The organism is Actinomadura pelletieri DSM 43383 (genome assembly GCF_003634705.1).
Taxonomy (GTDB): domain Bacteria; phylum Actinomycetota; class Actinomycetes; order Streptosporangiales; family Streptosporangiaceae; genus Spirillospora; species Spirillospora pelletieri.
Map to the genome: position 1 here is coordinate 1,310,707 of NZ_RBWU01000001.1, position 12,706 is coordinate 1,323,412.

At 69.2% G+C, this 12,706-nt stretch carries 8 protein-coding genes and 1 riboswitch; of the genes, 2 read left to right on the forward strand and 6 right to left on the reverse strand.

Annotated elements, in window-relative coordinates:
* Positions 1-4 precede the first annotated feature (4 nt).
* The 6 genes from BZB76_RS05935 to BZB76_RS05960 form a co-directional block, all read right to left on the reverse strand.
* The gene (locus tag BZB76_RS05935) at positions 5-328 is read right to left on the reverse strand and encodes a DMT family transporter (RefSeq protein ID WP_121433224.1); all 324 of its coding nucleotides are present in this window, start codon (positions 326-328) and stop codon (positions 5-7) included.
* Positions 329-360: 32 nt separating this feature from the next.
* Positions 361-426, reverse strand: a riboswitch (guanidine-III (ykkC-III) riboswitch).
* 40 nt (positions 427-466) lie between these two features.
* Positions 467-1,795: a UDP-glucose dehydrogenase family protein gene (locus tag BZB76_RS05940; RefSeq protein ID WP_121433225.1), complete on the reverse strand. Its 1,329-nt coding sequence runs from the start codon at positions 1,793-1,795 to the stop codon at positions 467-469.
* Between the two features lie 53 nt (positions 1,796-1,848).
* Positions 1,849-2,985, reverse strand: coding sequence for a right-handed parallel beta-helix repeat-containing protein (locus tag BZB76_RS05945; protein ID WP_211342844.1), 1,137 nt, complete (start codon positions 2,983-2,985; stop codon positions 1,849-1,851).
* Complete coding sequence (locus BZB76_RS05950) at positions 2,982-4,934, reverse strand: right-handed parallel beta-helix repeat-containing protein (RefSeq protein WP_121433226.1); 1,953 nt, start codon at positions 4,932-4,934, stop codon at positions 2,982-2,984. Before BZB76_RS05950 ends, BZB76_RS05945 begins: the two co-directional genes overlap by 4 nt.
* Positions 4,927-7,131, reverse strand: a complete 2,205-nt coding sequence (locus tag BZB76_RS05955) for a right-handed parallel beta-helix repeat-containing protein (RefSeq protein WP_121433227.1) — start codon at positions 7,129-7,131, stop codon at positions 4,927-4,929. The genes BZB76_RS05950 and BZB76_RS05955 overlap by 8 nt, the downstream gene beginning before the upstream one ends.
* 31 nt (positions 7,132-7,162) lie before the next feature.
* Positions 7,163-8,284, reverse strand: coding sequence for a glycosyltransferase family 2 protein (locus BZB76_RS05960; protein ID WP_121433469.1), 1,122 nt, complete (start codon positions 8,282-8,284; stop codon positions 7,163-7,165).
* Between the two features lie 662 nt (positions 8,285-8,946).
* Between BZB76_RS05960 and BZB76_RS05965 the strand changes: the two genes are divergently transcribed.
* Both BZB76_RS05965 and BZB76_RS05970 read left to right on the forward strand, forming a co-directional pair.
* Entirely contained in the window at positions 8,947-10,794 is a 1,848-nt protein-coding gene (locus tag BZB76_RS05965; RefSeq protein ID WP_121433228.1) for an acyl-CoA dehydrogenase, read from the forward strand.
* A 123-nt stretch (positions 10,795-10,917) separates the two neighbouring features.
* Positions 10,918-12,675 carry an OmpA family protein gene (locus tag BZB76_RS05970; protein WP_121433229.1) on the forward strand — a complete coding sequence of 586 codons (1,758 nt, stop codon included), beginning with the start codon at positions 10,918-10,920 and terminating at the stop codon, positions 12,673-12,675.
* Positions 12,676-12,706: the final 31 nt, after the last annotated feature.

Consider the following 12,706-nt stretch of genomic DNA (forward strand, 5'->3'; position numbering starts at 1 on the left):
TTGTTCAGTGGCCGCCGCCCGCGAGATTGAGGCCGACGACGCCGATGACGATGAAGGCCAGCGCGGCGATCCTGAGCGCGGAGACCTGGTCGCCGAGGACGACCATGCCCAGCGTCGCCGTGCCGACCGCGCCGATCCCGACCCACACCGCGTAGGCGGTACCGACGTCCAGGTTCTTCAGGGCCAGGCTGAGGAGGCCGAAACTGGTCACGGCGAAGACGACGAAACCGACGGACGCCAGGGGCTCGGTGAAGCCCCTGGCGCCCTTCAGGCACAGGGCCATCGCGACCTCGAAGAGGCCGGCGGCGATGACGAGGATCCAGGCCATGGCGTGCTCCCGGTGAACGAGACGACTACGGTCACGCGCCGTCTTCGCCTGCCGGGTACGACGCACCTCGTCCGGGAGGACCGAGCATGGCCCTCGTCCGCCTCAACGGCCCTGTGCCTCGGGGGATTCCCCGAACGGTCAGGATCTGCCGAGCGCGCGGTACTCCCAGCCCGCCGCCCGCCACTGCTCGGCGTCGAGGGCGTGACGTCCGTCCACGATCCGCTTGTGCTTGACGACCTTGGCCAGCGCCGCCGGGTCGATCTCCCGGAAGTCCGACCACTCGGTGAGCAGCACGACGACGTCGGCGTCCTGCGCCACGTCGAACGCGCTGTCGCCGTAGCGCAGCTCGGGGAACGCCCGGCGCGCGTTGTCGAGCGCCGCCGGGTCGAAGACCCGTACTCGGCCGCCGAGGCCGTGCATGGTGCGCGCCACGTCCAGCGCGGGCGCGTCCCGGATGTCGTCGGAGTTCGGCTTGAACGCCGCGCCCCAGGCCGCGATCCGCTTGCCGGAGATCCCGCCGAGCATCTCCCGGACCAGGTCGACGGTGCGGGCCCGGCGGCGCCGGTTGATGTCGTCGACCTCGCGCAGGAACGACACCGCCTGCCCGACGCCGATCTCCTCGGCGCGGTGCGCGAACGCGCGAATGTCCTTGGGCAGGCAGCCGCCGCCGAAGCCGAGACCCGGCTTGAGGAACTTGCCGCCGATCCGGTCGTCGAGGGCGAGGGAGTCGGCCAGGTCCTTGATGTCGGCGCCGACCGCCTCGCACACCTCCGCCATGGCGTTGATGTAGGAGATCTTGGTGGCGAGGAAGGAGTTGGCGGCGACCTTCACCAGCTCGGCGGTGGCGAGGTCGGTCCGCACGACCGGGGTGCCGAGATCCAGGACGGGCTGGTACGCGGCCCGGAGCCGCTCCTCCGCCCACTCGGACGCGACACCGAACACCAACCGGTCGGGACGCATCGTGTCGTCGACGGCGAAGCCCTCGCGGAGGAACTCGGGGTTCCACGCCAGCTCCACCTCGGCGCCCGCGGGCGCCAGGCTCTGGACGACCTCGGTGAGCCGTTTGGCCGTGCCGACCGGCACCGTCGACTTGCCGACGACCAGCGCGCGGCGGTTCAGGTGGGGCGCCAGGGAACGGAAGGCGGCGTCGACGTAGGTGAGGTCCGCGGCGTCCGAACCCGCCTGCTGCGGGGTGCCCACGCAGACGAAGTGGACGTCGCCGAACTCGCCGGCCTCCTCGAAGGAGGTGCCGAAGCGCAGCCGTCCCGACTCCAGGGCCTTGGTCAGCAGCTCCGGCAGTCCGGGCTCGAAGAACGGCACCTCACCGGACGCCAGTTTGTCGATCTTGCCCTGGTCGACGTCCACACCGAGGACCTCATAACCGAGCACGGCCATGCAGATGGCGTGCGTGGCGCCGAGATACCCCGTTCCGATGACGGTCAGCCTCGGAAGCTCCGTCGTGTTCATTGCTCCTCCTTGCACCTTGACGGACGTGCTGGCTTCTGCGGCTTCGGGAGCCGTCATGAGCAGGCGCCCTTCTTCGTGAGCTTCCCGTCAGTGACCTTGTTGTCGCAGTCGATGGTGTTGCCGCCCCTGACGTCGTTGATGCCGACGCCGGATCCACCCGCGAGGGTGATGGTGTTGTTGCGGAAGACGTTGCCCTTGCCCCAGCCGTCGAGGATCTCGTGCGTCTGAAACCCGTCCACCGGTGTCTTGGTGCCCTTGTTGCCTTCGAGCAGGTAGTTGTTGCCCTTGACGTCGACCCAGGAGTCGTTGTGCTTGCTGCCGCCGATCTTCGACCCGTCGAACACGTTGTTCAGGATCTTCCCGCCGGTCGTGCCCTCCTTGATGTCGATCGCCTCGGCGGTCGCGCGGATGACATTGCCGCGGACCACGTTGTTGTCGCTCTTGTCGGGCTTGCCGCCGGTGATGGACTTCCAGTTGGACTCGGCGGTGCCGAGGTAGACGCCCTCGCCGAACTTCTCCCGCCGCAGCCCGGTGTTGTAGATCTTGTTGTACTGGACGGTGTTGCCGGTGGAGAACTTGCGCAGGTGGATGGCCTCGTCACCGACGTCGTGCACGGTCAGGCCCTGGATGATGGTCCCGTTCGTGGTGTCGCCGATCACGCCCTTCTGGCAGTTGCGGACCGTGAATCCGACGAGCCGCCAGTAATTGGCGCCGTTCAGGTGGAAGCCGTAGCCCTTCTTCACCCCGCCGCCGTCGATGATCGCCTGCGCGTCGCCGCACAGGAAGATCGGCTTGGCCCGGGTGCCGGACGTCTTCGCGACGAACTTGCCCGCGTAGGTGCCGGGATTCATCTTGATGACGTCACCGGGCTTCGCCTGCGCCAGCGCCGCCGAGAGCGACCCGGCGTCGTCGACCGTCTTGGTCGGGCTCGGGCACCGGACCTTGCCGCCGCCCTCGGGGACGGGCAGCGACAGCCCCTCGGTCGGGGCGGCGCCGCCGGGGTCGTCGCCGCCCCCGTCGTCGCCCTTGTCGCCGTCCTCGGTGGGCTCCACCGGCTCGATCGTCCGACCGTCCGACGCGTTCTCGGACTCCTTGCCGTCGTCACCGCCGCTGGTCAACACGAACACCGTCACTCCCACGACGACCGCGCCGACCAGCAGGCCCGCGAGGAACTTGAAATCAATCTTCATCGGTGGATGGGCTCCTTCTGAACGTCGTGGCGGAGCAGGCGCACGGGGCGCTCCTCAAGCGCGCGCTGCTGCTCGTACGGATGGACGCCGATGCGACCGATGCTCAGCCCGGCGTTGCGCGACCGGAACACCGAAATGATCACCAGCAGGAACACGCCGCCCCAGATGACGTTCATCGGCTTGAAGATCCGCTTGAGCCAGGTCTTGAGGCCCACGGTCTCGTTCCAGTTCATGGTGTTGTTGTCCTTGCTCTGGTAGCGGCCGACGGCACGGTCGTAGTCCGTGGCGCCCCTACCGGAGCCGCTGAAGGTGTTGCCGGTGATGACAGCGCCTTCGACCTTCCCCTTGAGCGTGATCGCGTGCCGCGTCGCGGACTGCACGGTGTTGCCCCTGATGGCACCGCTGGAGTCGCGGATGTACAACGCCGTCCGGCTGTCGGTAACGATATTGCCCGACACCGTGGCGTTCCGGACACCGTCCCGCAGGACGATGCCCTGCCGGTCGGCGTCGCGCACCTGGTTGCCCGCGATGTGGACGCGCACCGCCTGCTCGCGCGCCACGATGCCCATCTGGCCACCGACGACACGGCTGTTCTGGATGGCGATGTCGTCGCCGCCGAGCACCTCGAAGCCGTAGTGCCCGTTGTTCTTGGCGATGCTGCTGCTCACCAGGTTCTGACCGAACGCCGTCGTCGCCTCACCGGACGCGGAGGGCCCCTCGGCGAACGGCTGCCCGTTCAACGTGAAGCCGTTGCCGCCGTTGTCGTCGGACGTGCAGTTGGTGATGCGGACGCCCTCGGTGCCGCGCGACAGCACGAACCCGTCGCCGCGGCTGCCGCTGACCTTCGTGTTCTCGATCGTGGCGTTCTTGGCGAACCGGTGCAGCAGCACCCCGTGGACCAGGCTGCCGGTGATGGTGCTGTTGGTGAGCCGGGTCTGGTTCGCCGCCGTGACGAACACGCCGTAGGCGTTGTTCCGGAACGTCGACTGGTCGATCGTGCCGGTGACCAGGCTCGCCGCCGGCACGGAGAAGGTCATGGTGCGGCCCGCCTTGCCCGCGAGGCCGACCTCGACCTCGTCCCGGCCGCCGCGGGTCGGCTCGCGGGTCCCGTTCGGCAGCGCCACCGCCCGCGGCGGCACCGCCGCGACGCTCCGCTCGGCCGTGGAGTCGGGCCGGTCGGAGCCGGTCAGCGCGATGCCGCCCGTCCGGCCGCTCCAGAACCCCAGCTCGGAGATCTCCGCGTGCGTCATGCTGAACGAGCCGCCGATCGCGCGGATGTAGGCGCGGCCGTCCTCGACCCTCGTGTCGGGCTTGTGGGTGCCCTCGTTCCAGCTCGTGATGTGCACCGGGTTCTGCGCCGAACCGTTGATCTTGACGTTGCCGCCGGTGCTGACGATCGAGGTGAACGAGCCGGGCACGCTGCGCATCCGGATCGTCAGCGGCCCGGTGGAGCTCTGCAGGATCAGCTTGCCTCCGCTGGCGACGACGACGTTCACCCGCAGCAGGTACGACCCGTCGCTCTGCTTCTGGAAGTCCTCGCCCGCCAGCTTCGCCAGCTCCGCCACGTAGTACGGCTCGCGCCGCTGCGGGAGCATCAGGGTCCGGCCGTTCGCGGAGTTGAGCATCCGCGGCGACCGCGCCTGCTGGGCCGCCGCGCCGCCGCCCGCGAGGTCGGACTCCTGCTTCGCGCGGATCTGCATGATCCGCACGTCCTCCTGGTCGACGAGTTCGGACTGTTGCCGCGCCGAGGCCGCGGAGACGTCGTTGACGTCCGGTGGCTCGGCCGTCCGCTCGCTGTAGACGCGGTAGCCGTAGACGCCACCGCCCACCAGGCCGAGCACGAGGACGGTCGTGAAGACCCGGCGGCCGCGGCCCTTCTTCTGCTTGGGCGGCTCCGCGTCGTGCGGAAGCGCCGGGACGTTCGCATGTGGCGCGCTGATCTCAGACACCTCCTCGTTCGGGCTGGGGCAGTCCCTGCCGCGGCGGCTGCCCGGCGGACCAGGTCCCGTTCGGCTGGGCCCCGTTGGGCTGGGCCCCGTTGGGCTGGGCACCGGCGGGGGCGCCGTTCGGCCGTGGAGCGTGCGGGTGCTGGGCGTTCGGCTGGACGCCGTGCGGTTGCGGACGGCGCGGCTGCGCACCGTTCGACTGACCGCCGTTCGGGTTCGCAGGGCGCACCGGCACCGGAATCTGCGGCACCGTGACGGTCGTGGACCGCCGCACGCCGCCCGAACCGCCCGCCGGGGCGCCGACGGGTTCGGCGACGGGGCCGGCCGGGGGCCTGCCCCGCTGCCGGTCGCCGCGGTGCGGGAGCCGCCACACCTTGCGCTCCTCCATCGGCATCTGGAGGGCGTAGGGGTGCCGCCCGAGGCGGGCGAAGCGGCGGCGGTTGTTGCGCGAGCGGATCATCGAGACGATGACGACGGTGAAGACGGACGCCCAGATGAAGTTCATCGGCTTGAGGTAACGCCGGGCCTTCATCCACAGGGAGGCGGTGTCGTCCCAGCGGTCGGTGTTGTTGTCGTGCTTCTTGATCTTTCCGTCGGCGCGGGACGTGCTGATGGCGCTGGTGCCCGACCCCTCGAAGGTGTTGCTGCGGACCTCGGTGCCGTCGGCGTTGCCGATCATGGTGATGGCGTGGGCGGTGGCGCCCTTGATGACGTTCCCGGTGAGCCTTCCGGACGAGTTCCTGAGGTAGATGCCGGTGCGGGCGCCGGTGATGGAGTTGCCGGCCAGGCTCGCCTCCTTGACGCCGTCGCGCAGCGAGATGCCCTGCCGGGTCTGCTTGGACAGCCGGTTGCCGGAGATCTGTACCCGGGTGGCGGCAGAGCGGACGACGATGCCCATGTCACCGCCGACGATCTGGGTGTTCTGCACCGACAGCTTGTCCCCGCCGAGCAGCTCGACGCCGTAGTGGCCGTTGTTCTCGGCCCGGCTGTTGTTGATGGAGCTGTCGCCGAAGGTCTCCAGCGACTCGCCGGACGCGGACGGGCCCTCCGCCAGCGCGGTGCCGTTGACGGTGAATCCGTTGTGTCCGTTGTTCAGCGCGGCGGCTCCGGTGACCCGGATCTTCTCGGTGGCGCGGGCCAGCACGAACCCGTCCCCGCGGCTGCCGGACACCGTGACGTTCTCGATCGTGGCGTTCTTGGTGAACCGGTGCATGACCAGGCCGTCCACCAGGCTGTTCGCGATCTTGACGTTGGTGACCTTGGACTGGTTGGAACCGGACACGAACAGGCCGTAGGCGTTGCCGTTGAAGGTGCTGTGGTCGATGGACCCGGTCACCAGGTCGGCCGCCGGAACGTGCGTCGCGGTGCCGCCCGGCTTCTCGACCTCGATGTCGCCCGGACCGCCGCCGCTACTGCCCCTGTTCTCGTTCTCCTGCTGCCGCTTCTTCTTGTTGGCGTGCCGCTGTTCCTTCGTGAGGTGCTTCTGCTCGCTCGACGGACGGTCGGTCCCGGTCAGGGCGACGCCCCCGGTCCGGCCGCCCCAGAAGCCGAGGTTGCCGGTGGAGGCGTACTTCATGTGGAACTCGCCGCCGACCGCGCGGATGTAGGCGCGCCCGTCGTTGGGGTCGGTGTCCGGCTTGCCGGCCCTGAAGTCCCAGCTCGTGATACGCACCGGGTTCTGCCTGGTGCCCTCGATCGTCATCTTGCCGCCGAAGCTGACGATCGAGCTGAACGCGCCGGGGATGCTTCCCATGCGGAGCGTGAGCGGGCCGGACGAGCTCTGGAGGAGCAGGCTGGCGCCGTCCGACACGAACACGTGGATGCCGAGCAGGTACGAACCGTCGGGCAGCTTCTTGACGTACTTGCCGCCGTACTTGATCAGGTCCGCCATGGTGTACGGCTGGTCGGTGTTCAGCGCCGGCAGCACGAGCGTCTTGCCGTGGCTGGAGCCGTAGATCTGCGGCTGCTTCCACGTCATCGCGGTCACACCGCCCGCCTGCAGGATCGCGGCCAGGACGGCGCGGGTCTGCAACAGCCTCTGGTCTTCCTGGTCGACGAGGGCGGCCTGCCCGTCCCCCTCCGGCGACGGGGCCGCGTGCGCCGGAGTGGTGGGAAGCAGTGCCAGGGGGAGCGTCAGGGGAAGGAGGCCGAAGGTCAGCGCCAGTCCGGCGACTAGGGAGCGGCGAATCGTGCCACCCACCGGCGGGGAGGAGGGTTGGGCATCTGACACCTCATCCCACCCCCTGGAGCGAGCTCGCGGTCTGGCCGGCGCCGCCGACCTGGTCGGCGGAGCGCGTCAGCCAGCCCTGCTTGTTCATCGTGATGAACGCGTAGAGCTTGATGGGCAGCGAGATGAGGATGATGACCAGCACGGTCAGCGGGAGCAACAGGATCTCTCCGGGGTGGCGCTTGAGGTGGGACCAGCCGCGGATGGCGCGGCCGAGCAGCACCCAACCGATCGCCAGGCCGATGCCGAGCGGGGTCAGGTTGCCGAGGATCCGGCTGAAGATCAGGTAGCCGAGCGTGACGCCCATGGTCACCGGGGTCAGCAGGATCTGCAGCACGGTGACCTTGGTGACGAACGGCGTCTTCCACAGCCAGCCCTTCCACAGGGCGGTCAGGTAGCAGCGGTAGGAGTTCCGGCTCCAGCGGATGCGCTGCTTGAAGAACGCGCGGAACGAGTCGGGGAACATCGAGATCGCGCGTGCCGACGACTGGTGGACGGTCTTGTACCCCTGGGACAGGGTCAGCCAGGTGAGCCGGCCGTCGTCCCCGGCGATGCAGCGGCGACCGAGGAAGAACTCGTTCTCCAGGTTCTCGACCACGGGCTGGATCACCGAACGGCGGTAGGCGGCGGTGCGGCCGGACAGGCACGCGACGCCGCCCTTGGAACCCATGGCGGGGACGTAGTCGTAGTAGCGCAGGTTGACCAGCCAGTCGGCGATGCGCCGCCAGACGCTGGTGGTGCGCTGGTAGACGTTCTGCTGGGTGCCGACGCCGCCGACCTGCGGGTCTTCGAACGGCATCTGCACGGCGGCGAGCAGACCCGGCTGCCACCAGGTGTCGGAGTCGGCGAACACGACGACCTCGCCGCGGGCGGCGCGGATGCCGACGCCGAGCGCGGAACGCTTGCCGGAGTGCTCGTAGACGAGGATGTGCAACCGCGGGTCGGTGACCTGGGTGAGCCGGCGCTGACCCTCGGTGTCGCCGACGTCGATCACGACGATGACCTCGTTGGGGTCCTGGGCGAGCCAGCTCTCCAGGCACCGGATCATGATCTCCGGGTCCTCGCGGTAGGACGGGACCACCACGGAGGTGGTCGTCCGGAAGTTGTTGACCACCGGCTTGTACATGCGGGACAAGATGACGCGATAGATCCACAGGCCCCAGACGAGAAGCCCCGCGAACCCTAGGGGGACGAAGGATCGCCAGTCGCCCGACGACACGGACCCCGTGATCGAACTCCAGGCATCACTCAACCACCCCGTAACAGACGACAAGATCGAACCTTCCTCTGCATGGGGCGAGGGGAAAGTTCGGTGGTGGCTCCCCCCGCGCTACCTCCGTTAAGAGTGAGCAGATCAGATGATGGTTCAGATTCGTCGGGTTCGGCCACATACGGTCTGATGGGTCCGGTCCACTACCGGATCGCCCTAAATCTTGTCAAGAGATAGACCGGAATCGTCGTGAAAAGCTCTGATTGGTCGCCCCTTATTAGGACGCTCGTCACGTCGCCAGAGATCAACTTCGCAGGCAGGTCATGTCGTTTGTAGCCAAACATCCTAAATGTCCTGTTTGTCGCTATTGGGCTACCGCTTAGTAGAGATACACCTGGGATGGAGGTGATTTGCGTCACAACAGTGGACCGAGCGCGGTTCGATGTGATCCGCATCCATTTCTGGGGGCGATTTGGGGGTCCAATGACGGTTACCAGCGGGTAGCATGAAGGTGAGTTACCGACCAGTACGCAATGCGGCCGGTCGTCAGACCGCCACGGGATCCAACGGAGGCTCGCATGGGCCACTACAAGAGCAACGTCCGTGACCTGGAGTTCAACCTCTTCGAGGTGTTCAGGCGCCAGGACCTCCTCGGCACCGGCCCATACGAGGACATCGACGAGGAGACCGCGCGCAGCGTCCTCGCCGAGGTCACCCGGCTGGCCGAGGGCCCGATCGCCGACTCCTTCGCCGACGCCGACCGCCGTCCGCCGGCGTTCGACCCGGCCACCGGCACCGTCACCGTGCCCGACGGCTTCAAGAAGTCGTACCGGGCCTGGATGGACGCCGAGTGGTACCGGCTCGACCTCGCGCCCGAGTTCGGCGGCAGCCTCGCCCCGCGCTCCCTCACCTGGGCGGTCGCGGAACAGGTCCTCGGCGCGAACCCGGCCGTGTACATCTACTCGTCCGGCCCCGGCTTCGCGCAGATCCTGTGGCGCATCGGCACACCCGAGCAGAAGCGGTTCGCCGAGCTGGCCAGGGAACGGAAGTGGGGCGCCACGATGGTGCTGACCGAGCCGGACGCCGGATCGGACGTCGGCGCGGGCCGCGCGAAGGCCGTCCGGCAGGACGACGGCACCTGGCACATCGAGGGCGTCAAGCGCTTCATCTCCTCCGCCGAGCACGACATGGCGGAGAACATCTTCCACCTGGTGCTGGCCCGTCCCGAGGGCGCCGGCCCCGGCACCAAGGGCCTGTCGATGTTCCTCGTCCCCAAGTACCTGGTCGACCTCGACACCGGTGAACTCGGCGAACGCAACGGCGTGTACGTGACGAACGTCGAGAAGAAGATGGGCCTCAAGGTCTCCACGACCTGCGAGCTGACGTTCGGCGAGAAGCACCCGGCGGTCGGGTACCTGGTCGGCGACGTCCACGAGGGCATCAAGCAGATGTTCCTCGTCATCGAGTACGCGCGGATGATGGTCGGGACGAAGGCCATCGCCACGCTGTCCACCGGCTACCTCAACGCGCTGGAGTACGCGAAGGAGCGCGTCCAGGGGCCGGACATGACCCAGATGACCGACAAGAGCGCCCCGCGGGTGCCGATCACCCGTCATCCGGACGTCCGGCGCAGCCTGCTGACGCAGAAGGCGTACGCGGAGGGCATGCGGGCGCTCGTGCTGCTCACCGCGTCCTACCAGGACGCCGTGCAGGTCGCCGAGCACGAGGGCCGCCGGGACGAGAGCGCCGAGAAGCTCAACGACCTGCTGCTGCCGATCGTGAAGGGCTTCGGCTCGGAACGCGCCTACGCGCTGCTCGGCGCCGAGTCGCTCCAGACGCTCGGCGGGTCCGGCTACCTGCAGGACTATCCGATCGAGCAGTACATCCGCGACGCCAAGATCGACACCCTGTACGAGGGCACCACCGCGATCCAGGGCCAGGACCTGTTCTTCCGCAAGATCCTCCGGGACCACGGCGCGGCGCTCCAGGTCCTCGTCGGGGAGATCAGGGCGTTCGCCGAGTCCGACGCGGGCAACGGGCGGCTGAAGAACGAGCGGGCCCTGCTCGGCCGGGCCCTGGACGACGTGCAGGGCATCATCGACCCGATGGTCGGCTGGGCGCTCGGCTCGCTGGAGAACCCGAGGGAGCTGTACAAGGTCGGGCTCAACACGTCCCGGCTGCTGCTCGCCCTCGGCGACCTCATCGTCGGCTGGCTGTTGTGCCGCCAGGCCGAGGTCGCGCTCACCGCGCTCGCCGGCGCGGACGGGCGTCCCCCGGTGTCCGACTCCGACGAGGCGTTCTACACCGGGAAGGTCGCGGCGGCGCAGTTCTTCTGCCGGACCGTGCTGCCGCGGCTGGCATCGGAACGCGCCATCGCCGAGGCCACCGACCTCGACGTGATGGAGTTGCCCGAAGCGGCGTTCTGAGCGTCCCGACCGCGTCGTGATCATTTCGTGTCGCGGGTCCCTCCGCCGGATGTTGGCGGGGGCCCGCGGCGGGTGGCTACTGTTGGCCGCGTCCTTCGACAGTCTCCCCCGACCGGATGACCGATGCCCGCCCTGCCTCCCGCTGTCTCCCTCGCCGGCTCCCTCGTCGGGCTCCTGCTGATCGCCGGTTGTACCGCCGCCGACAAGGCCGAGCCGTGGGATCCGCCCACGGTGGGCGTCGGCGGATCCCACACCGCCACGGCCGGATACGCGAAGGAGGGCTGGTTCGGGGGAGCGGAGGGCCTGCACGCGCGCGTCGAGATCAAGGGCGTCGAACGGCAGGGCGGCAAGTCGGTGCTCCGCTACAGCGTGACGTCGCTGGACTCGGAGACGAAGTCGGTGACGTTCGCCATCGACCTCCTCGACCCCGTCGGACGGAAGCTCTACCGTCCCACCGGGTCGACGAGCGGGGACCACTTCGCGCCCGGCTCGTCCCGCGAGATGGCGGCCGAGTATCCGGCGCTTCCGCCGGACGTCCAGAAGATCACGGCGTTGACCCCGGGCACGGCCGGTGAGTTCACCGGCATTCCCGTGACCGTCCCCTCGCCCGGCCCGCCCGCCGGAGGGTCCGGGCCGCTGCCGCCGGGCTTCTCGCCGCCGTCCGGTCCGGGCTCCTCGGCTGCGCCCGGGGGCGGCCTCCCACCCGGGTTCTCACCGCCGCCCGGTTTCTCGCTTCCGCCCGGGTTCTCCCTCCCCCCGGGATTCTCACCTCAGGGGGACGGACGACCCGGCGGGGCCGATCCGATGGCCGCGCCGTCACGCTCGCCCTCGTCCGAGCGCTCGCGTTCGGCCCGCCCGAACGCGAGGTCGCCCCGGCCGTCGCCGTCGCGTTCCGAGACGGGCCCGTTCCCCGAGATGACCCTGCCGGGGACCGTGCCGGGCGGCAACCCCGCCGACCTGTACGACATCGTCGAGGGCGAGACCAAGGACGTCAGCGCCAGCGGGACCAGCGTGACGGTCGGCCTGCGCACCGACGTGCTGTTCGACACCGACTCGGCGAAGCTGTCGAGCCGCGCGAAGGCCCTCCTGGACGAGGCCTCACGCCAGATCAAGACGACCGCCTCCGGCCCGCTGACCTTCACCGGGCACACCGACACCAAGGGCGGCGACAAGCACAACCTGCGGCTGTCGAAGGAACGTGCCGAGGCGGTGCTCAAGGAGATGAGGTCGCGGCTCGGCAGCGGCTTCGTCTACACCGCCAGTGGCAAGGGCGAGGCGGAACCGGTCGCCAAGGAGGGCGGCGCGGACGACGCCAAGGCCCGCGCCCGCAACCGCCGGGTCGAGATCTCCTACCAGGTCAAACGGGCGGCGACCGACTCGCCCGTGGGCACGCCGGGCTCGCGGGGACCGTCCACCGGCGCGAGCGGCGCTCCGGGTGGGCCCGCCGCGTTCCGGCCGCAGGACGGTGAGACCGTCGCCAGCCGGTACGGACGCTTCGGCGTGGCGAAACGTCGTCTGGACGTCAAGCCGTTCTACCGGGACGGCGCCTACATCGTCGCCGTGTTCGACATCGTGAACGAGGGCCCCGGGCCGACCCCGCCGTACGCCTCCTACCCGCACAAGGACTACCCGGGCGGCGTGTTCACGTCCTTCTCCCTCCAGGTGCCGGGCGCGAAGGAGATCTACCGCGCCGTCCGTGTCGGGCCGCGCGCGCCCGGAGCGCCCGCCCCCTATGTCGGTCCCGGACGCGCCGTCTTCCGCACCGGCGTCGACCAGCCCGTCCGCGGTTTCGTCTACCTGCCCGCGCCGCCCGGGAACGTCACGTCGGTCACCTTCGACGGCGGCCCCTTCGGCAAGGTCGACAAGGTCCCCGTCTCGTAGGTGATCGCTTCGACGTGTGACGGACGAGCCG

Coding starts and splice junctions, on each gene's coding strand:
- BZB76_RS05945 (WP_211342844.1), bottom strand. CDS start 2,985: ATGAAGATTGATTTCAAGTTCCTCGCGGGCCTGCTGGTCGGCGCGGTC.
- BZB76_RS05960 (WP_121433469.1), bottom strand. CDS start 8,284: ATGTACAAGCCGGTGGTCAACAACTTCCGGACGACCACCTCCGTGGTG.
- BZB76_RS05965 (WP_121433228.1), top strand. CDS start 8,947: ATGGGCCACTACAAGAGCAACGTCCGTGACCTGGAGTTCAACCTCTTC.
- BZB76_RS05935 (WP_121433224.1), bottom strand. CDS start 328: ATGGCCTGGATCCTCGTCATCGCCGCCGGCCTCTTCGAGGTCGCGATG.
- BZB76_RS05970 (WP_121433229.1), top strand. CDS start 10,918: ATGCCCGCCCTGCCTCCCGCTGTCTCCCTCGCCGGCTCCCTCGTCGGG.
- BZB76_RS05940 (WP_121433225.1), bottom strand. CDS start 1,795: ATGAACACGACGGAGCTTCCGAGGCTGACCGTCATCGGAACGGGGTAT.